Genomic DNA, 20,238 nt, shown 5'->3' on the forward strand with positions numbered 1-20,238 from the left:
GCCGAGATTATACGCCCGCAAACGGCGATTGGATCAAGGGACCGCCCCTGCCCGCTAACGCCAGCGCAGCAGGCGTTTTTCGAGCTGGCCGAGGCCCGTGCCGATGGTAAGGCCCAGGATCGACAGGATGACCACACCCGCCAGCAGCTGGTCGGTCAGCATCAGATTGCCGGCCTGCAGCACGAAGGCGCCAATACCGTATTGCGCACCAATCATTTCGGCCGAGACGAGCAGGATGAGGGCGATCGAACTCGAAATGCGGAAGCCCGCAAGGATGCCGGGCAAGGCACCCGGCAGCACGATCTTGCGCAGCACGTCGGCCGTGGGCAAGCCGAAGCTTTGGCCCATGCGAATGAGATTGCGCGGGACGGCGTCGATGGCGGCATAGGTCGCGATGACCGTGGGGAAGAACACGCCGAGCGCGATCGTGGCGACCTTCGAAGCTTCGCCAATACCGAGCCACAGGATCAACAGCGGCAGCAGCGAGATTTTAGGGATCGGGAACAGCGCCGACACAAACGGCACGCCGATCGCCCGGCTCACCGACCAAATGCCCATCGCGAAGCCTGCCGCAAGGCCCAGGAACGTGCCGAACCCCCAGCCGAACACGAGGCGGTAGGCGCTTTCCGACAGATGGCGCAGCAACAGCCCTTGCGTCCAGAGGTCGCCCAAAGCTTTTGCGACGGTGCTGGGCGGCGGCAGGAAGATCGGCGATACGAGGCCCGAACGCCCGGCATATTCCCAGACGGCGAGCAGCACGGCGAAGGCGGCGAGCGACGCATAGCGCACGGGCTGCGGCGCAAAACCGATCCCTCGAAATTCAACCTGCCGCTCAGACATCGGCGACCTCGCGCTCGGCAACGGCCGCTTCGTCGCGGATCAGATGCCACAGATGTTCGGCCCATTCGGCCATGCGGCGTGCAGCTTCCGGGCTGCCGCGCTGGGCTTGCGGCATGTCGAGGGCGACGATTTCCTTGATGCGGCCGGGCCGGCGCGACAGCACGCAAATGCGGTCGGCCAAGCGCAACGCTTCCTGCAGATTGTGCGTGACATAGACCGACGTGGTGCGCGACGCGAGCCAGAGTTTCAGAAAATCTTCCATCAGCAGATCGCGCGTCTGCGCATCGAGGGCCGACAGCGGCTCGTCGAGCAGCAATACGGCCGGATCGACGCTGAGGGCGCGCGCGATGCCCACGCGTTGGCGCATGCCGCCCGACAATTGTTTGGGGAACGCGTCGCGGAATTCGGTCAAGCTCGTGCGCGCCAGCGCATTGGCGACGCGCGCCTCCGTCTCGGCTTTCGCGAGGCCGCGATGTTCGAGGGCGAGGGCGACATTGCCTGCGACCGTGCGCCAAGGCAGCAACGCAAAATCCTGGAACACGTAGGTAATGGGATTGAGCGAAGCAATCGGCGCTTCCCCGCGCAGCACGACGCGGCCCGAACTGGGTGCAAGCAAACCGCCCATGATGCCGAGCAGCGTGGATTTGCCGCAGCCCGACGGGCCCAGCAAAGCCAAGCACTCGCCCGGCCGCACCGCAAGATCGATGCCCGCGAGAACGTCCAACGCCCCGTAGCGATGGGCGATCCCTTCGCAGACCAGCTCCACCTTAGCTGCGCGGCACGTTCATGTGGCCGCGCACGAAGGAGAGGTCGATCACGTCGCGCGCATTCACCTCGCGCGCGACGAGTCCCGCCTGCTGCCAGAACGCGACCTGGGCGTAGATGTCGCCCACGTCGAGGCGCCCTTGCGGATCGATATAGGGCAGGCCCTGCGCCACCAGATTGGTCGGCTGCTGCACGGCGCGCGCAACGAGGCTCAAGGTTTCGGCGTAGTTGGTGCCGTAGATTTCCTTGCCGGCCGCGTCGCGCAGATTGAAGGCGGCATGGAAATCGGCGGCCCCGCGCACATAGCCCGCAATGAAACGTTCGACGACGTTGCGGCGCGTGTCGATGGCGCGCGGACTCGTGAACAAAGCGCCGAGCTGCCACGGCGTTTCGTCGCCGGCCCAGGCGAGGATCTTGCCCGAGCCGTCGGCCTCCAGCGCACGCGCAAGCGTGACGGGGGCGAGGATGCCGTCGATCTGGCCGCCTTTGAACGCGGCCTGCATGTTGGGCAACGTTTGCAGCGGCACAAGCGTGACGCTGTTGATGTCGAAATTGTACTTCTTGGCGATGAGGCCCAGCATGTAGTGGAAGGTCGAGCCCGTGGTGGTGATGCCGATGCGCTTGCCCGCATAGTCTTTGGCGCCGCGAAGCCCGCGCTCGTAGGCGGCGTTCGTCGCCATGAAAGCGGTCAGCGGGAAGCCCTTTTCGTCGCGCGCTTGCGAAGCGACGATCTTCAAGGCCCCACGCCCGGCGAGATTGTAGAACGCCGCCGTGAGGCCCGTGACGCCGAATTCGGCGTCGTTCGAGGTGACGGCCACCGGCACTTGCTGCGCGGCCGTGAAGTATTTGAGTTCGACGTCGAGCCCAAGCTCGCGCCAATAGCCGCGTTCGGCAGCGACAAAAACCGGCCCCGACGAGGACAGGCGCAAAACGCCGACCGAGGTCTTGGCGGGCGTCTGCGCGTGCACGATCGCGGGGGCGGCAAAGGTGGCACCAAGCCCGGCAAGGCCCAGCCCCGCAAGAGTCGTGCGACGCGAAATCGGGGACATGGCAGTTTCCTCCGGCAAACGACGATTTTGCTGCGGCATTGGCGACCGCTGTGGCGTCTATATGGCGAGCGCACGCAATTGTGTCAAACGATAGGCGGTCCGTCGCGCAGGGTGGAAGGTGCGGGGCTGGCGTTTTGGCTGCGAATCCGGCATCCAAGACGGCACCCCGCCTCCGCAATCTGCGTCAGGACCGCCGATGAAACTGCTCGCCGCTTTGCTGTTCGCTCTTTGCGTTTTCGTGGCGCCGCCTGTTGCGCACGCGCAAGAAGCACCGTCGCCCGACGAAATCGAGAAGCTGATCGGCGCTCTCGAAAACGACGCGTCGCGCGCGGCACTCCTCGAACAGCTGAAGACACTCGTGCAGATCCAGCGCTCGGGCCAAGTGCCGGTCCTGGCGCCGACCGATGCGCCCGTCGAGCAGATCGCGCGCGTGGCCAACACCTTTGCCGAGCAGCTCGCCGACCAGATCGAGGCGATCACGCAAGCGGTCGTGCAGGCGGCGGCGTTTGCGGGCGACGCGCCCAAGCTTGCGGCGTGGTTCGACGCCCAAATCGGCAGCGAAGCCTCGCGCGACCGGCTGTTCGAAATTCTCGGCAAGCTCGCGATCGTGCTGGCGGCGGGCGCACTTGCCGAGCATCTCGTGTGGCGGGCCTTGGGCGTCGCCCGCCGTCGGCTTGAGGCGCGCGCGGTCGATGCGGGCTGGCGACGCGCATTTCCGATCGCGTTGAGCGGCCTCTTGGGCTTGTTGCCCATCGCGGCGTTTGCGGCCGTGGCGGTGGCCGTCCTCGGCGCGCTGCAGCCGTCGCGCACGGCAAGCCTTGTCGCGATCTCCTTCGTGAACGCCAACGTGATCGCGCGCGCGGTGGCGCTGGCCGCCGAAATCGCATTCGCGCCGCGCCATCCGGGTTTGCGCGCAGCCCCCCTCGGCGACGAAACCTCGGCCTATCTCTATTTGTGGGTCCGGCGCCTCACCAACATCGCCGTCTATTGGTATTTCGCGGCGCAAGCCGCCTTGCTGCTCGGCATGCCGGACGGGGCGCACAATTTCACGGTCAAGCTTTTGGGCGTGGTCGTCGCGATGATGGTGACGGCCATCGTACTGCAGAACCGCGTGGCGGTCGCCGAATCGCTCGCACGTGCTGCCACCGGCGAAGGCTGGCTCGTGCAGATGCGGGCGGGCTTCCTGGGCCAGGGCCTGTCGAAATACTGGCATGTGGCGGCCCTCGCCTACATCGTGACGGCCCTGTTCGCCTGGCTGCTGCGGCCCGACGGCTTCGCCTTCATCCTGCAGGCAAGTGCTATCACGCTGACCATCGGGGCGACTGCACGCGTGGCCGTGCTGCTGCTCGACTACGGGATCGCGCGCGTGTTCACGGTCGCCCCCGATCTGCGCGAGCGCTTCCCCGCCCTCGAAGCGCGCGCCAATCGCTACGTCAATGCCGGCCGGCGCCTGCTGCAATGGACGATCGGCGCGGTGGCCGTGCTCGCGATCGCGCAAGCCTGGGGCATTCGCACGCTCGAATATGCAGCCACACCGGCAGGCCAACGCGTGGCGGGCGGGCTGTTCTCGATCGCCTTTGCGGTCGTGCTCGCACTGGCGGCGTGGGAATTCGCCAATGCCGGGCTCGAACGCTATCTCGTGCGCAAAGGCGACGTCGAGAAGCCGACCGAGCGCACCTCGGCACGCGTGCGCACGCTTCTGCCGCTGTTGCGCCGTGCGTTGTTCGTGCTGCTGACCGTGTTCGTGACGCTCGTGACTCTCAACGAGATCGGCATCAACGTAACACCCTTGCTGGCGGGTGCGGGCGTGCTCGGCCTCGCCGTCGGCCTGGGTGCGCAAAACATGGTGCGCGATCTCATCACCGGCATTTCGATGATCCTCGAAGACGTGCTGGCGGTCGGCGACGTGGTGCAGCTCGGCGACAAAGCCGGCACGGTCGAAGCGCTGGGCCTGCGCGCGATCAAATTGCGCTCGGCCGACGGCACCTTGCACACGATCCCGTTCGGCACCGTCACGATCATCTCGAACCAGACGAAAGACTTCGCGTTCGCAACGTTCGAGGCGGTCGTGGGCTACGATGCCGATATCGGCAAGGCGCGCGCCGCCATGCGCAAAGCGTTCGAGGTTTTGCAGGCCGAGCCCGAGATGGCGCCGCTGCTGCTCGGCGACTACGAAGATCTGGGGCTCGATGCGTATTCCGACATCGGCCAGACGCTCAAAGCACGCGTGAAGACGTTGCCCGGCAAACAATGGCGCGTGCGCCGCGCCTTCAACGAAACGATCCGCGCCGAGTTCGCCGCCGTCGGCCTCAAGCTCGCCTGGGACAAGCAGGCCGCGACGGCTTAGACCTGCTCGAGCGCTTCCGGGTTGGGGGCGTCGAGCACCATACGCGCGAGCGTGCCGTCGAAGCCGGCACGCGCCATCGCCGCCATATGGCGCAGGCGCTGGTCTTTGCGCACCGCCGCATTCGTGCAGAACGGGCCGAGGCGCTTGCGTTTGGCGAACAGGATCGCGGCCGTGCGGTCGGAGATGCCGGCCTCGTCGAGGGCGGCGAGCGCCTTGTCGACTTCTTCGCCATCCACGCCCTTGATCTTGAGGCGCTGCACGATCTGGCTGCGCGGCAGGCCGCGGCGCGCGAGGCTCAGCGCACGCCCTTCGGCGAACACGCTGTCGTCCACGAGTTTGCGCGCCAAGAGCTTGTCGATGACGGCGGCGACGTCGGCAGCACCCTGCACCTTGTCGCCCACGCCCGCACGCGCCGCTCGCTCGACTTTGCGCATCAGCACGCGGCGCACGCCCTCGCTTGAGGCGGCGTAGCGCTCGAGATAGTGCAAAGCGGCCTTTTCGAGGCGCTCTTGGGTGGGCGGTTTGGGGGGTTGGCGGGGTTTCATCTGGCGCTGTTCTGCCATGCGGCGGGAAACATTGCGAGGGATCTTGCTTTGCGCTTATGGTCCCGCCCGCCATGCATGCTTTGCCGCCTCGCCCGCGTCGCTACGGTTCCGTGAATTGGTTGGGTCTTTGGACCCTGTCGATGCGCGAAATTCGTCGCTTCACCAAGGTCCATACCCAGACGATCGCCGCCCCCGTGGTGACGACGCTGCTGTTCCTTGCCGTGTTCGTGCTGGCGCTGGGGCCGCAGGTGAACGTTGCGGGCGGCATTTCGTTCGCCGAGTTTCTCGCCCCCGGCCTCATCATGATGGCGATGACGCAGAACGCGTTCGCCAACACGTCTTCCTCGCTCGTGATCGCCAAGGTACAGGGCAACATCGTCGACTCGCTGATGCCGCCTTTGTCGCCGGGCGAACTCGTGGTGGGATTTGCCGCCGGCGGCATCGTGCGCGGGCTCGTGGTCGGCCTCGTGGTCGCCGCGTGCCTGCTGCCCTTCGTGCCCTTGCATGTGCATGCATGGGGCTGGATCCTGTTCAACGGCCTGATGGCCTCGGCCTTGCTGTCGCTGCTCGGCATCGCGGGCGGCGTATGGTCGGAGAAATTCGACCATATCGCGGCCGTGACCAACTTCGTGGTGACCCCGCTCGCGTTCCTGTCGGGCACCTTCTACACGGTCGATCGCCTGCCCGAGCCGTGGCATCTGCTCGCCCTCTTCAACCCGTTCTTCTACATGATCGACGGGTTCCGCTTCGGCTTCATCGGCCATGCCGATGCGCACCCGTGGACCGGAGCGGCCGTGCTGATCGGCGCGAACGTCGCCTTGGCGGCCTTGTGCTACGGCATGTTCAAACGCGGCTACAAGCTGCGCAGCTGACGCCTAACATCCTGATCTAAAACTGCGAATTCGCCCCCGAATTGACAAAATCGGGGCTTTTCCGGATACTCGGTTTTTTGCGGCCCCGCGATCTTGTCGCGCGGGCAAAAAGGAGTCGTTTGCCGTGAGCACTGATTTTCCCGCCGTGATGCCGACCTATGCGCGCGCCGAAGTGGGCTTCGAGCGCGGCGAAGGCCCGTATCTGTGGGGAACCGACGGCAAGCGATATCTCGATTTTGCGTGCGGCATCGCCGTGACGGGGCTCGGCCACGCGCACCCGCATCTCGTGGCGCAAGTTGGCGCACAGATGCACAAAGTGTGGCACACCTCGAACATCTTCCCGATCCCGCAGCAGCAGCGTCTGGCCGAACGGCTGGTGGCCGCGACCTTCGCCGACACGGTGTTTTTCACCAATTCGGGGGCCGAAGCCAACGAATGCGGCATCAAGCTTGTGCGCAAATACCACGCGCACCACGGCAACCCGCAGCGCTACCGCATCATCACGTTCGAAGGCGCTTTCCACGGCCGTACGCTCGCGACGTTGGCCGCCGGCGGCCAGCAGAAATATCTCGACGGCTTCGGCCCCAAGGTCGACGGCTTCGACCAAGTGCCGTTCGGCGACCATGCCGCACTCGAAGCCGCGATCGGGCCTGCAACGGCCGGCATTCTCATCGAGCCGATCCAGGGCGAAGGCGGCATTCGCCCCGTGCCCGCGCAATGCCTCAAGGGCGTGCGCGAGCTGTGCGACCGCCATGGCCTGTTGCTGTTCTTCGACGAAATCCAGACCGGCATGGGCCGCTCGGGCAAGCTCTTCGCGCATGAATGGGCGGACGTGATGCCCGACGTGATGTCGGTCGCCAAAGCGCTCGGCAACGGCTTTCCCGTCGGCGCCTGCCTTGCGACCGCAAAGGCCGCCGCCGGCATGACGGCCGGCACGCACGGCTCGACCTACGGCGGCAATCCGCTTGCAATGTCGGCCGGCAATGCCGTGCTCGACGTGATGCTGGCCGACGGTTTCCTCGCAAACGTCGAGCGCATTGCGGGCCATTTGAAGCAGCAATTGGCGGGCCTCGTGTCGCGCAATCCCGACATGTTCGAGGATGCGCGCGGCTCCGGCCTGCTGCTCGGCCTCAAATGCAAAGGCCCGAACCAGGACATGATCCTTGCCGTGCGCAAGCAAGGCCTGCTCACGGCCGGTGCCGGCGACAATGTGATGCGCATCCTCGCCCCGCTGATCGTGACGGCCGAGCATGTCAGCGAAGCGGTCGAGAAGATCGACGCGGCCTGTGCGGATCTGCGCGCCAACGCCGCCGCCGCGCGCAAGGCCGGATAGGAACAGCCCCCATGACGATCGCCGCCCCGCGCCATTTCCTCGATCTCGACGTGCTCGAAACGGGCACGCTGCGCCGCATCCTCGATATGGGGGCCGCGTTCAAAGCCAAGCGCCCGCTCGGCGGCGATGCGAAGCCGCTTGCGGGCAAGACGCTAGCGATGATCTTCGAGAAACCGTCCACGCGCACGCGCGTGTCGTTCGAGGTCGGCATTCGCCAGCTCGGCGGCGAGGCGGTGATCCTGTCGCATCTCGACACGCAGCTCGGGCGCGGCGAGTCGATCGGCGACACCGCGCGCGTGCTGTCGCGCTATTGCGACGCGATCATGCTGCGCACCAATCGTGCGGACAATCTGGCCGAGCTCGTGCGCCATGCGACCGTGCCCGTCATCAACGGCCTCACCGATCTCTCGCATCCGTGCCAGGTGATGGCCGACGTGATGACCATCGAAGAGCGCAAGGGCGACATTGCGGGCAAAGTGGTGGCCTGGACCGGCGACGGCAACAATGTGGCCGCGTCGTGGATCCATGCGGCCAAGCGTTTTGCCTTCGAGCTGCGCCTTGCCTGCCCCGAGCCGCTGCGCCCGCATGCCGACGTGCTCGCCTGGGCCAAGCGCGAGGGTGCGCGCATCCAATTGCTGACCGATCCGGACGCCGCCGTGCGCGGGGCCGACGCGGTGGTGACCGACACCTGGGTGTCGATGGACCAGGAGGGTACGGCGCGCGACAATCGCGAGAAGCGCCACAATCTGCTTGCCCCCTATCGCGTGGACGAGCGTTTGATGGGGCTTGCCAAGCCGGACGCGATTTTCCTGCATTGCCTGCCCGCCCATCGCGGCGAGGAAGTGACCGCTGCCGTCATCGACGGGCCGCAATCGGCCGTGTGGGACGAGGCGGAAAATCGCCTGCATGTGCAAAAGGGCATCCTCGCCTGGTGCATGGCGTAAGAGTCGCGTTCAAGCTTCGAGGGCCGCGCGCACCAGCGAATACGCGACCGTGCCCATGATCGCGGCCACGCTCAGATCGACGATGCGCCACGCGATCGGCTTTGCGAAAATCGGCCCGAGCAGCCTTGCTCCGTAGCCGAGGCCGGCGAACCACACGATCGAGATCGCCGACGCACCGGCCGCAAAGGCCACGCGCGAAGCCATGTCGGCAAAACTGCTGGCAACCGTGCCCAGCAGCACCACCGTATCGAGATAGACATGCGGATTGAGCAAGGCGAGCGCCCACGACGCGGCGGCGGCGGCCGCGCGCGAGGCCACGCTTGCATCCGGTGCCGCAAGGCTCGAGCGGAAATCGAGCGCGCGGCGCAACGCGAACAGCGCATAGCAGACGAGAAACGCGGCCCCGCCCCAAAGCGCCACCTTGAGCAAGGCCGGCTGGGCGGCGAGCAGTGTGGCAAGGCCGAAGGCACCCGCGAGGATCAGCATCACGTCGCAGAAGGCCGCGATCGCGACGACGGTGCCGACATGCTGGCGGAGCAGCCCCTGGCGCAGAATGAACGCGTTCTGCGGCCCCGCCGCCAGGATGAGCCCCGCCGACAAGCCCAAGCCCTGCAAGGCGGCGGCTATCCATGACGCATTCGATTCCAACATCGCATGGAAAGCTTTACCCGAATCCGCGACCGGGCCAAACTGCCGCAATGAACATCGAAGAACTGCCCCGCGACGACATTGTGCTGCCGTTTCGCATCGTCCCCTTCGCCTTGCGGGGCCGCCTCGTGCGCCTCGGCGCCACGCTCGACACGATCCTGCATCGCCACGCCTATCCCAAGCTCGTGGCCCAGGCTTTGGCCGAAGCGCTGACGATGGCGGCCGCCCTTGCCGCGACGCTCAAATACGACGGCGTGTTTTCGATCCAGACCAAGGGCGACGGGCCGGTCAAAATGCTGGTGGCGGACGTGACGTCCGACGGTGCGTTGCGCGGCTATGCGCAGTTCGACGCAGCACGCGTGGCCGAATTGGGCGACGGGCCCGTCTCGGTGCCGCGCCTGTTCGGGGCGGGATATCTTGCGTTCACGGTCGACCAAGGGGCCGACATGGAGCGCTACCAAGGCATCGTCGAGATGACCGAACCCACCTTGGCCGAATGCGCGCACCATTATTTCCGCCAGTCCGAACAATTCGAAGCGGGCCTCAAAGTCGCGGTTGCGGGTACGCCCGACGCGGACGGCATCATGCGCTGGCGTGCGGGTGCCATCATGATCCAGCGCCTGCCGCCCGAAGACGCGCAAGGCTCGGCCGAAGGCGGCGACATCGATCCGCTGGCGGCCGCCAAGCGCGAAGACGAAGAAGATGGCTGGCGCCGTGCGATGATTTTGATGGGCTCGGCCAAAGCGCCGGAACTGGTCGATCCCGCCCTGCCGCCGTGGAAGCTCGTCGACCGGCTGTTCTTGGCCGAAGGGGTCGAGATTTACCGGCCGCTGGCCTTGGCGCATCGCTGCCGCTGTGATCCTGCGCGCATGCGCCAAGTGCTGCGCACGATCCCGCGCGCCGAGCTCGAGACGATGCGCGAACCCGACGGGGCCGTGCACATCACCTGCGAGTTCTGCAACACCACGCAGCTCTACAGCGATCTCGACGCAGTCTACGCGCCGACATAGCAAAGCCACAATCGCAGCCCAGTTTCAGCGCCTCCGGGAGGAATGCCATGACCGTCCATCGCCGCAATTTTTTGAAGCTCGCAGCTATCGGCGCCCCCGCTTTGGCGCTCGGCGCGTGCGCCGATGCGCCGCCGCTGCCGCAGTTTCCCACGCTCACCTACACGCACCTGCCGCGCATTGTGTTCGAGGCCGAGCGCCTGGAAATCGCCAACGAGTACCAAGCCCCGCTGGCACCGCCGAACGTCGAACATCTGTTCGCCCAGCGTCCCGATGCGGTGCTGCAGCGCTGGGCCAACGACCGGCTGGCGGTGAGCGGGCGCGGCGAAAATCTCGTGCGCTTCGTGATCGGCGACGCGCGCGTGACCGAAACCGAATTGCCGCGCGAAACCGGCGTGCGCGCGACCTTCACCAATTTCCAGGCGCAGCGCTACGACGGCCGCATGCAGGCGACGATCGAAATCCGCCAGGTGCGCGGCAATTTCCGCGTCGGCGACGCCGCCGCCTCGGCGACGCGCTCGCGCTCGGTCGCAGAGAACATCTCGCTCAACGACCGCGAACGCGTCTGGTACGAAATGGTCGAGCAGATGATGGCCGACATCAACGCCGAACTCGACCGCCAAGTGCGCGCCAACCTGCCGCGCTTTCTGGCGATCTGAACGCTACGCCGGGCGACTGGCCCAGTCGGCGAGTTTGGCGATGAAGGCGTCGCACTGGGCGAGCTGGTCGCGCGTCGTGTATTCATCGGTCTTGTGCGCGACCGCAATGTCGCCGGGGCCGCAGATCACGGTCGAAATGCCTGCCGCCTGGAACTGGCCCGCTTCGGTGCCGAACGCGACCGTCTCGGTGCGGTTGGCCCCCGTCAGCGCCAATGCAAGCTTCGCGGCCGGGCCGTCGATCTCGGGCTTGAGGCTGGGAATTGCCGCATAGCGCGTCATCGAAACGCTGGCCTCTGGCGCTTCCTTTTTGATCGCGGCGTCGAGTTCGGCGATCTTCGCGGCTGCTTGCGCGTAGATCGCCTCGGGGTTCGCCCCCGGAAGCGCGCGGAATTCCCAAGTGAGCGCGCATTCGCGCGCCACGATATTGGCCGCCGTCCCGCCATGGATGAGGCCAATACCCAGCGTCGTCCAGGGCGGATCGAACGACACGCCGGGCACGGCATCGGCCAAGCCCTTGGCGCGCAGTTCGACCTGCAGCGAGTCGAGGAAGCCCAAGAACCGGCCCATATAGACGATGGCGTTGGCCCCCAGATGCGGCGCACTCGAATGCGCCTCACGGCCGACGATCGAAACGCGATTGACCCAGCTGCTCTTGTGGCCGACGACGACGCGCATCATCGTGGGCTCGCCGACGATGCAGAGGGCCGCTTGCGGCAATTCGCGCCCGAACAGTTCGATCGCATGGGGCGCGCCGAAACAGCCGATCTCTTCGTCGTAGGACAGACACAGATGGATGGGCCGTTGCAGCTTGGCGTGCACGAGGGCGGGAACGGCTGCAAGCGCGCAGGCGATGAAGCCTTTCATGTCCGACGAGCCGCGCCCGTAGAGGCGCCCGTCGCGCTCGATCAGCGCAAACGGATCGCTCGACCAAGGCTGGCCCTCGACCGGGACAACGTCCGTGTGGCCCGACAGCACGGCCCCGCCAGCGACGGCAGGCCCGATCGTAGCCACAAGATTGGCCTTGGTGCCGTCCGCATTGGGCACAAGCCGGCTCACGACACCGAAGGATTCGAGATAGCGGCGCACGTCCTCGATGAGGGCGAGGTTCGAATCCGAACTCACGGTGCGATGCGCCACCAGCCGGGCGAGCATCGCGGTGCTGGAAACGGCAGAAGGCGTCATCGGCAGTCCTTTCAGCCCGTGCGCAGCGGCGGATTGCCGACGATGGCAAGGAACTCGCGGCGCGTGGCTTCGTTGTCGCGGAAAGCGCCGAGCATGCGCGAGGTCACCATCGTGACGCCGGATTTGTGCACGCCGCGCGTGGTCATGCATTGGTGCTGGGCGCGCACGATGACGGCAACGCCGCGCGGCTGCAGCACTTCTTCGATCGAGTTGGCGATCTGGGCCGTGAGGCGCTCCTGGATCTGCATGCGCTTGGCGAACACGTCGATCACGCGCGCGAGCTTGGAGATGCCGACCACGCGGCTGTTCGGCAGGTATGCGACATCGACCGTGCCGAGAATCGCGGCGAGATGGTGCTCGCAGAAGCTCTCGAAGCGCACGTCGCGCAACACGACCATCTCGTCGTAGCCTTCGGCCTCTTCGAACGTACGCTTCAAGAGTTCGACCGGATCTTCGCCGTAGCCCTGGAACCATTCTTCGTAGGCGCGCACCACGCGCTTGGGCGTGTCGCGCAGGCCCTCGCGCTCGGGATTTTCGCCGGCCCATTCGAGCAGCGTACGAACGGCCGCTTCGGCGGCGGCGCGGTCGGGACGAACATGGGCGGAAGGTCGCTTCAGCGGCTGAGTCATGGGTCTTCTTTTTTAGGGGGGAAGATCGGGATCAGTTCAGACGGCAGTCAGTTCAGACGGCCGGGCCGGTCGGGCTGGTCGAGCGAGAAAGCCGGGATCGCGATCTCGAAGGTTTCGCCAGCGTCGGTTTCCATCTGGTAGCTCCCGACCATGAAGCCGGACGGCGTCGGCAGCGGCGTGCCGGAGCTGTATTCGAAAGCTTCGCCCGGCTTCAGCACCGGCTGTTCGCCGACTACGCCGGGGCCTTTGACGTCTTTGCGGCGGCCTTGCGCGTCGGTGATGCGCCAATGACGCGCGCGCAACTGCACCGTCGCCTTGCTGCCGTTTTCGATGCGGACATGGTAGGCCCACACGAAATGGCCGTCGTTCGGCGACGATTGCTCGTCGAGATAAACCGGTTCGACGGTCACTTTGATGCCGCGCGTGGTTTCGCTGTACATCGCTTCCAGGCCCGTGTTTCGTTTTGAGTGAGACAGGCAACGAAACTGCAATATAGGCCTCAGGCGGGGCCGCGACCAGCGCGCCGGCAGCAAATCAGCGTTTTTTCGTGCCCTTCGAAGCTTTTGCGGCGGCCGCCAAGCCCTTGGCAAGATCGGCCAGCAGATCGGCCGGGTCTTCGATGCCGACCGACAGGCGCAGACTGCCGGGCCCGATGCGCAGGCGCGCCTTTTCGTCCGCCGGCAGGCGCTGATGCGTGGTCGTGGCCGGATGGCAGATCAGGCTCTTGGCGTCGCCGAGATTGTTCGAAATCTTGATGAGGCGCAGCGCATCGAGGAACGCGAAGGCCGCCTTCTTGCCGCCTTTGAGGTCGAACGCCACGAGCGGCCCGCCGCCCGCCATCTGGCGCTTGGCGAGCGCGTATTGCGGGTGCGATTTGTGGCCCGGATAGAGCACACGCGCGACCGGGGCGGCCTTCGCCAAAAAATCGGCGACCGCTGCGGCGTTGGCCCCTTGGGCGGCAACGCGCAAGGGCAAGGTTTCGAGGCCCTTCAGCAGCACCCAGGCATTGAAGGCCGACAGGGTCGGGCCGGTATGGCGCAGGAACGGTACGAGCGTGCCGTCGATCCAACCCTGGCGCCCAAGCACAGCCCCGCCCAGAACGCGGCCCTGGCCGTCGATATGTTTGGTCGCCGAATAGACGACGACGTCGGCGCCCAGTTCGAGCGGCTTCTGCAGCATCGGGGTCGCGAACACGTTGTCGACGACGACGCAGGCCCCGGCGCGCTTGGCGAGCTTGGCGACGGCGCGCAGATCGACGAGATCGAGCATCGGGTTCGACGGCGTTTCGAGGAACACGACGTCCGTCTTGACCGACAGCGCCTTGCGCCACGCGTCGAGATCGGCGCCGTCGACAAGCACGCTTTCAATGCCCCAGCGCGGCAAGAGTTCCGTCACGATGTAGTGGCACGAGCCGAACAAAGCGCGCGCCGAGACGATGCGCATGCCGGCCTTGAGCTGGCAGGCAAGGGCTGCGAACACGGCGGCCATGCCGCTAGCCGTCCCCTTGCAGGCCTCGGCCCCTTCGAGGGCGGCAAGGCGCGCTTCGAACATCGCCACGGTCGGGTTGCCGAAGCGCGAATAGACGAAGCGCGCATCTTCAGGAGCCGTGGGTGTCGCAAAGGCGCGCTCGGCCTCGGCAGCCGAGCCGTAGACGAAGCCCGAGGTGAGGAACAATGCTTCGCTCGTCTCCGACCATTGCGAGCGTTCGCCGCCGCCATGCACCACAGCCGTGCGCGCACGCCACGCCGGATCGCTCGCAAATTCGTTTTTCTTCGCCATCTTTGTCCGCCCTCGAAAACAAAAGCCCCGACCTTTGGATCGGGGCTGTCCGGCGGCACGAAAGTGCTTTCGAAGCGCTCCGACCTTTTAGCGGATTTTTTAACGTGGTCCGCAAGCCGGTCGGCTCAAATCGCCACGAGAGACGTAGAATTAGACGACCCCGCCCCCGCTTGTCAAGAAACGCCGCCGCCTCTTGAGATTAGTACCCGGACAGGCTAGAAAATCAGCCGCCGCTTTGCGATGCGGGTGTAGCTCAATGGTAGAGCCGGAGCTTCCCAAGCTCAAGACGAGGGTTCGATTCCCTTCACCCGCTCCAGCGCGCGCCTACGCGGCACGCGCCGCATCGCCCTTCGTCTTCCAAAGGCTGAATAGAATGCCGGACGCCAGGATCGCGACGGTGATGCCGAGGCCCCAGGCCGGCGGGAACTTCTCCCAGCCCAAGCCCCAGGCAACGAAGATCTTCGAGCCGATGAAGATCAGCAGGATCGCGAGGGCGTATTTTAGATAGTGGAAGCGATGGACCATCGCCGCGAGCGCGAAATAGAGCGCGCGCAAGCCCAGGATCGCGAAGATGTTCGACGTGTAGACGATGAACGGGTCCGTCGTGATCAGGAAGATCGCGGGCACCGAATCGACCGCGAAAATCACGTCGGCGATTTCGATCAAGATCAGCGCCAGAAAGAGCGGCGTCATGAAACGCGCAAGCTTGCCCGAGCCCGCCGGCGCTTTGGGGTCGGGAAGCTGCACGAAGAACTTCTCGCCGTGCAGCTGCTCGGTCACGTTGAAGCGCCGCTTGAGCCAGAGCAAAGCCGGATTGTTCGCAATGTCGGGCTGCTGGTCGCCCATATAGAGCATCTTCACGCCCGTGAAGACGAGGAAGAGGGCGAAAATGTAGAGCACCCACGAAAAATTCTCGACGATGGGCGCACCGATGCCGATCATGATCGCGCGCAGCACGATCACGCCGAGAATGCCCCAGAACAGCACGCGGTGCTGGTAGAGGCGCGGGATCGCGAAGTAGCCGAAGATCATCGCGATGACGAAGACATTGTCCATCGCCAGCGTCTTCTCGATCGCGAAACCCGTCAGGTATTCGACGCCGGACTGGGGCCCGAGATACCACCACACCCAGGCGCCAAACAGCAGGCCGAGGCTGATATAGCCGGCCGACAGGATAAGGCTCTCCTTCGCCTCGATTTCGCGGTTCTCCTTGTGCAGAACGCCGAGATCGAGCGTGAGCAAAGCTGCGACGATGCCCATGAAGGCAAGCCACATCCAAGCGGGTTTGCCGAGCCATTCGGCAGACAGGAAAGCGAATTCCATCGGGAGATCCTTCGAATATCGGCACGCGCATCGGGAGCGATCCGACATCGCGTTCGCGCCGACAGCGCACGCCAGAGGGGCCCGGATCAAGGGTTGCGTTCCATATGGGCAGCCGAACCGGCTTTTCAAGGCTCGTTTTTCGCGCGTCCCCGCTTGAAAAGGCGCATGCCCCGTCCCTATCTCGCTTTCGTCAGGGTCCGGGCCCCTCTGGTCGCTCACTTCGGCGCGACGATGTCGGACTCTTCCATCTCAGGCGGGCAAAAAGCGCCCGTCTCCCTTGGGAGAAGATCGTGACGCATTCCGCCACAGTCGAAATCGACGGCGAGATTCTGCCGCCGCCGCGCAAACCGGGCTGCAGCCCCGACATCGACGCCGCGCGCGACCGGCTCGAAGCGCTCGCGCGCACGCTCGACAGCGCCGTGCGCATTCCAGGCACGTCGATCCGCATCGGTGCGGACGCGGCCCTCAATCTGATCCCCGGCCTCGGCACGCTCGCGGCCAAGGGTCTTTCGGGCTATCTGATCTGGGAGGCGCGCCGCCTCGGCGTGCCGACGCGCACGCTGCTGCGCATGGCGGGCAATGTCGGCCTCGACGCGGCGATCAGCGCCATTCCCGTGCTGGGCTGGTTCGGCGACGTGTTTTGGCGCGCCAACGCGCGCAACATCGCCCTGCTGCGCGACCATCTCGACGCGCAAGCGTGAGGGCCGAGGCGCCCTTCAGTATCCGTCGTCGAGTTCGGCGCGCAGTTCCTCGAAGCTCGGCACCAAGCCGGTGGCGGCGGCCATTTTGGCGCGGTCGGCATCTTCGAGAACTTCGACCGATTTGAGCCACGCATCGAGCATCAGGCGCGCCTGGGCCGGCCCCACGATGTCGGTCGAGGCCGGCTTGCCGGTGCGCACCACGACGTTGGCCGACAGGCTGATCTGGCCCGAGCGCATGTTGAGAATGCTGACCATGTGGTTGAGCCGCGCGTCGAAATGTCGGAAGGCGGCGGGCAGGCGCACGGCGAATTGCCACCAGATCGGCTGCGCCAAACGGTAGAACCGGTCCCAATCGACGCCGCCGTCGCCCGCACATTTTTTGGCAAGATCTTCGGCCTCGTGCACCAGGGCCTGTTCGAGTTCCTCGCCCAGAATGAGGCGCGCGAAATGCCGCACACCGTGATGCACGGTGCGCGGTATCTTGTCTTCGGCGAGCAGCTCGCTGAGCGGCCGGAACAGGATGCGTCCGAATGGGTCTTTACGCAGATGCCGCGCCCAGCGCCCTTCGAGCTCCTTGCCGATACCCGCGAGCGCCACGCGCGCGATCTTGGCGATGAGACCGTTGTTGATCATCTCGGCCATCGCGGCATTGAGATCGCCGACCTGCAGCGGCTCGGTCTTGTCCGCCTGCCGCGCCTGCACGGTTTCGATGAAACCGCACAGAATCTCGACTGCGAGAATCTCGAGTTTTTTCTGCTCTTCCGATCCTGCGCCCGAAACGGAATCTCCGTCGGCCATTGCGGATCTCCTTCTATAAGGGAAGATTATGCCGCTGTCGGGTCACGTCAAGGGATACCGCAATGCAACATCGAAATTATGCGCGCGGCGTTGCACACCAGCGCCGCCACAAAGCGCGATAAAGCCGTTCATAATCCCGCGCGTGGCGTTGCAGATTGCAAAGTGCGGAGGCCGCCACGCGCGCGCGCAACGCCGGTCGATCCTGGTGCGGTGCAGCAACTGCAAGCCGCGCGGCAAGTGCTGCAAAACCGGCCGCGTCGTCGGCCGCCCAATCCGCAGCGCCGATGCGCGCCAAAAGCGCTGCCGTCCAGCGCGCCATGATCGTTTGGCCGCGCAAGGCCACGATCGGAACGCCCATCCACAGCGATTCGAAGCTGGTGGTGGCCCCGTTGAACGGCGTGGTGTCGAGGGCGAGATCGATGCGCTGGTAGAAGCGCAGATGCTCGACCAGCCCCAGATTGCCGCGCTCGAACACGACGCGTTCCGGGGCAACGCCGAGGCTCTCGAACCGCGCGCGGAAATTCGCGACCGTTTCGGGGTCGTCGTAGCGCTGCGACGATTTGAGGCGCAGCTGCGAATCCGGCACGGCGCGCAACGCCGCCGCCCACAATGCGAAGGTGCGTTTGGAAAATTTCGACGGATGGTTGGCCGAACCGAACGTGACGAAACCGTTGGCGATGCAAGGTGGGGGCAACGGCTCGGGGGCGATCGTCAGATGCGGATGCACGAACATGGCGCGCGTGCGCAAAGGCCGCTCGGTCAAGCGGTCGTCCGCACCGCCCGCCATCGCGGGATCGAGCACGATGCCGTCGAAGACGTCCGTGCCCGTCGTGCTCGAATCGTAGATCGAGAGCTGCACGGGTGCCGGCCGGTGGAGTGCCACGCCGAGGCGGTTCTCGTCGAAATGGGCGGCACTCAATACCAGAATGTCGATGCGGTCGGCGCGCATGCGCGTCGCGACTTGCGCATCCGACATGCCACGCGTCGATACCCAACCGTCGGCGAGCGCTTGGAAGCGCTTGGTGATCGCATCGTCGGCGCGCGTTTCGGAATAGGCGAAGACCTCGAAACGCGTGCGATCGCGATAGGCAAACAACGCCTCCAGCGGGCGGGCAACCGAATGGTAACGGAAATCCGACGACACATAGCCCACGCGCAAACGCCGCTCGGGATCGGGCACGTTGTCGTGCGGCAACGGCGGCTGCGCGGGCGCAAGGGCAGAAGCACGCTGGCGATTGACCGCAAGTATCGCGTCGGGATCGCTGGCGTCGTTGTAGGCCATCGCGAGAAGCTGGGCTTTGAGGGCGCCGTCGCGCTCGGCATCGCTTGCCTGCGCCGCCGCTTGCGCAAATGCCGCAGCCGCCCGCGCGGGCTCGGCCAATCCCAGCAAAGCATGGCCGAGCTCGTAGCGGATGCGCGGCGAATTCGGCACGCTCTGCGCGCACAGGAGCCCGAGATTGACCGCAAGCTGGAAGCGGTTCGTGGCGCGCAGCACGTGGCCCAGGGCCACCATCAGATTGAGATTGGCCGGATCGTCGCGCAAGGCCGCGTTCAGCATGTGGGCCGCCCGCTCGCCCTGCCCCGCCTCGCACAGCGCCAGCGCATAGTCGCACAAGCACGCGACGTCGCGCGGGCGCAGGCGCAACGCGCGCTCGAACAGTGCGAGCGACAGCGCGCTGTCGCCCGACTGCCGGGCCGCGACGGCCGCCGCCAGCAGAACTTCGAAATTTTCCTGCGCTTCGTCCGACGCCATGAAGCCTAGAGCCAATCGGCCTTTCGGAACCGGTAATAGAGATAGCCGCACACCGCGATGATCGTGCCGAGCACGACGAAATAGCCGTATTCGGTTTCGAGCTCTGGCATGTTCTTGAAGTTCATGCCGTAGATGCCCGCGATCGCGGTCGGCACGGCGAGAATGGCGGCCCACCCCGCGAGCTTTTTGGTGACGTCGTTCTGGCTCGCTGCCGACAGCATCATCGCCGCGTCGAAGGCCGAGGCCAAAGCCTCGCGCAGATTGTCGATCGATTCGTTGACCTGCAGCACATGGTCGTAGACGTCGTGGTAGTAGGGCCGCATCTCCGCATCGATGACGGGCAGGCTGTAGCGCTCGAGCCTTGCGCAGACTTCGAGCATCGGCGACACCGAGCGGCGGAAGCCCAAAAGCTCGCGGCGCAGCTGGTAGAGCCGGTTGACTTCGTCCGACGTGAAGGTCTTGGCGAGAACGTGGCTCTCGATCTCGGCCACTTCTTCGGCGATCGTGTCGATCACAGGGAAGAAATTGTCGGCCACGAAATCCATCACGGCATAGAGCACATAGCCGGCCCCGCGCGCGAACATCTGGGTTTCGCGCTCGCAGCGCGTGCGTACCTCGCCGTACGAGGTGGACGGGCCGTGGCGCACCGCGATCACGTAGCCGCAGCCCGCGAAGATGTGCGTTTCGCCGAACACGATCGCGTTGTCTTTGATCTGGGCGGTGCGCAAGACCATGAACAGCGCGTCGCCGTAGATATCGACCTTCGGGCGCTGGTGGGTGCGGTTGGCGTCTTCGACTGCGAGCGGATGGAGGCCGAAACGCTGCTGCACGTGTGCGAGCAATTCCTCGGACGGCTCGTGCAGGCCGATCCACACGAAATCGCCGGCATCGAGACGGTCGAGGGAAGCCTCGTCGAGCGGCAGATCGCGTTGCTTGATGCCGCCGCGATAGAGGGCACTCGCCACCACCATCGGCGTTCCGTATTCGGTTTTGAGATCGGAAAACGGCATGACAGTCCCCGCCCGGCGCGATTGCTTCGCGCGCACTCTAGGCCATCTCCCGCG

General features: G+C 65.6%; 20 protein-coding genes, 1 tRNA gene and 1 riboswitch. Of the genes, 8 read left to right on the forward strand and 13 right to left on the reverse strand.

The features are described from left to right. Positions 1-54: 54 nt before the first annotated feature. Genes O9320_04780 through O9320_04790 form a run of 3 tightly spaced genes read right to left on the reverse strand, consistent with a single transcriptional unit; the run spans position 55 to position 2,654 of the window. Positions 55-840, reverse strand: a complete 786-nt coding sequence (locus O9320_04780; protein ID MCZ8310145.1) for an ABC transporter permease — start codon at positions 838-840, stop codon at positions 55-57. Next, positions 833-1,606, reverse strand: coding sequence for an ABC transporter ATP-binding protein (locus O9320_04785; GenBank protein ID MCZ8310146.1), 774 nt, complete (start codon positions 1,604-1,606; stop codon positions 833-835). Before O9320_04785 ends, O9320_04780 begins: the two co-directional genes overlap by 8 nt. 1 nt (position 1,607) lies before the next feature. Then, positions 1,608-2,654: an ABC transporter substrate-binding protein gene (locus tag O9320_04790; GenBank protein MCZ8310147.1), complete on the reverse strand. Its 1,047-nt coding sequence runs from the start codon at positions 2,652-2,654 to the stop codon at positions 1,608-1,610. Positions 2,655-2,850: 196 nt separating this feature from the next. Between O9320_04790 and O9320_04795 the strand changes: the two genes are divergently transcribed. Then, positions 2,851-5,001, forward strand: a complete 2,151-nt coding sequence (locus O9320_04795; protein MCZ8310148.1) for a mechanosensitive ion channel — start codon at positions 2,851-2,853, stop codon at positions 4,999-5,001. On the opposite strand, the gene O9320_04800 is transcribed toward O9320_04795, so the two are convergent. Further along, positions 4,998-5,546: a RecX family transcriptional regulator gene (locus tag O9320_04800; GenBank protein ID MCZ8310149.1), complete on the reverse strand. Its 549-nt coding sequence runs from the start codon at positions 5,544-5,546 to the stop codon at positions 4,998-5,000. The two genes, O9320_04795 and O9320_04800, sit on opposite strands and share 4 nt — an antisense overlap. 56 nt (positions 5,547-5,602) lie before the next feature. Between O9320_04800 and O9320_04805 the strand changes: the two genes are divergently transcribed. The 3 genes from O9320_04805 (at position 5,603) to argF (ending at position 8,695) form a co-directional block, all read left to right on the forward strand. Continuing rightward, positions 5,603-6,418: an ABC transporter permease gene (locus O9320_04805; protein MCZ8310150.1), complete on the forward strand. Its 816-nt coding sequence runs from the start codon at positions 5,603-5,605 to the stop codon at positions 6,416-6,418. Between the two features lie 148 nt (positions 6,419-6,566). Further along, positions 6,567-7,751 carry an aspartate aminotransferase family protein gene (locus O9320_04810; protein ID MCZ8310151.1) on the forward strand — a complete coding sequence of 395 codons (1,185 nt, stop codon included), beginning with the start codon at positions 6,567-6,569 and terminating at the stop codon, positions 7,749-7,751. 11 nt (positions 7,752-7,762) lie between these two features. After that, positions 7,763-8,695, forward strand: a complete 933-nt coding sequence (gene argF, locus O9320_04815) for an ornithine carbamoyltransferase (protein ID MCZ8310152.1) — start codon at positions 7,763-7,765, stop codon at positions 8,693-8,695. 9 nt (positions 8,696-8,704) lie between these two features. Here the strand turns inward: argF and O9320_04820 are convergent, their stop codons facing one another. Next, entirely contained in the window at positions 8,705-9,346 is a 642-nt protein-coding gene (locus O9320_04820) for a LysE family transporter (protein ID MCZ8310153.1), read from the reverse strand. Positions 9,347-9,393: 47 nt separating this feature from the next. Here O9320_04820 and O9320_04825 point away from each other — a divergent pair, with 47 nt between their 5' ends. Both O9320_04825 and O9320_04830 read left to right on the forward strand, forming a co-directional pair. Beyond that, a complete protein-coding gene (locus O9320_04825) occupies positions 9,394-10,353 on the forward strand; it encodes an Hsp33 family molecular chaperone HslO (GenBank protein ID MCZ8310154.1) in 960 nt (319 codons plus the stop codon). Between the two features lie 47 nt (positions 10,354-10,400). Next, positions 10,401-11,009, forward strand: coding sequence for a twin-arginine translocation signal domain-containing protein (locus tag O9320_04830; protein MCZ8310155.1), 609 nt, complete (start codon positions 10,401-10,403; stop codon positions 11,007-11,009). A gap of 3 nt (positions 11,010-11,012) precedes the next feature. Here the strand turns inward: O9320_04830 and argE are convergent, their stop codons facing one another. The 4 genes from argE to metZ form a co-directional block, all read right to left on the reverse strand. Continuing rightward, positions 11,013-12,191 (reverse strand): acetylornithine deacetylase, encoded by a 1,179-nt coding sequence (gene argE / locus O9320_04835; protein ID MCZ8310156.1) that lies wholly within the window; start codon positions 12,189-12,191, stop codon positions 11,013-11,015. Between the two features lie 11 nt (positions 12,192-12,202). Beyond that, a complete protein-coding gene (gene folE, locus O9320_04840) occupies positions 12,203-12,820 on the reverse strand; it encodes a GTP cyclohydrolase I FolE (protein ID MCZ8310157.1) in 618 nt (205 codons plus the stop codon). Positions 12,821-12,867: 47 nt separating this feature from the next. Continuing rightward, on the reverse strand, positions 12,868-13,260 hold the full coding sequence (gene apaG, locus O9320_04845; GenBank protein ID MCZ8310158.1) for a Co2+/Mg2+ efflux protein ApaG: 393 nt from the start codon (positions 13,258-13,260) through the stop codon (positions 12,868-12,870). Positions 13,261-13,354: 94 nt separating this feature from the next. Further along, on the reverse strand, positions 13,355-14,599 hold the full coding sequence (metZ, locus tag O9320_04850; GenBank protein MCZ8310159.1) for an O-succinylhomoserine sulfhydrylase: 1,245 nt from the start codon (positions 14,597-14,599) through the stop codon (positions 13,355-13,357). Between the two features lie 67 nt (positions 14,600-14,666). Continuing rightward, positions 14,667-14,746: riboswitch (SAM riboswitch) on the reverse strand. A gap of 95 nt (positions 14,747-14,841) precedes the next feature. Here metZ and O9320_04855 point away from each other — a divergent pair. Further along, positions 14,842-14,915: transfer RNA gene (locus tag O9320_04855), tRNA-Gly, on the forward strand. A gap of 8 nt (positions 14,916-14,923) precedes the next feature. On the opposite strand, the gene O9320_04860 is transcribed toward O9320_04855, so the two are convergent. Next, positions 14,924-15,922, reverse strand: a complete 999-nt coding sequence (locus O9320_04860; GenBank protein MCZ8310160.1) for a TerC family protein — start codon at positions 15,920-15,922, stop codon at positions 14,924-14,926. A 290-nt stretch (positions 15,923-16,212) separates the two neighbouring features. Between O9320_04860 and O9320_04865 the strand changes: the two genes are divergently transcribed. After that, a complete protein-coding gene (locus O9320_04865) occupies positions 16,213-16,623 on the forward strand; it encodes a DUF4112 domain-containing protein (protein MCZ8310161.1) in 411 nt (136 codons plus the stop codon). A 15-nt stretch (positions 16,624-16,638) separates the two neighbouring features. Here the strand turns inward: O9320_04865 and O9320_04870 are convergent, their stop codons facing one another. From O9320_04870 to corA, 3 genes are all read right to left on the reverse strand, one after another. Next, positions 16,639-17,421, reverse strand: a complete 783-nt coding sequence (locus O9320_04870) for a hypothetical protein (protein MCZ8310162.1) — start codon at positions 17,419-17,421, stop codon at positions 16,639-16,641. Between the two features lie 76 nt (positions 17,422-17,497). Further along, positions 17,498-19,189: a hypothetical protein gene (locus tag O9320_04875; protein ID MCZ8310163.1), complete on the reverse strand. Its 1,692-nt coding sequence runs from the start codon at positions 19,187-19,189 to the stop codon at positions 17,498-17,500. Then, positions 19,180-20,184: a magnesium/cobalt transporter CorA gene (gene corA, locus O9320_04880; protein MCZ8310164.1), complete on the reverse strand. Its 1,005-nt coding sequence runs from the start codon at positions 20,182-20,184 to the stop codon at positions 19,180-19,182. The genes O9320_04875 and corA overlap by 10 nt, the downstream gene beginning before the upstream one ends. Positions 20,185-20,238 lie beyond the last annotated feature (54 nt).

The organism is Magnetospirillum sp., from assembly GCA_027532905.1.
In the GTDB taxonomy this organism is placed as follows: Bacteria; Pseudomonadota; Alphaproteobacteria; order CACIAM-22H2; family CACIAM-22H2; genus Tagaea.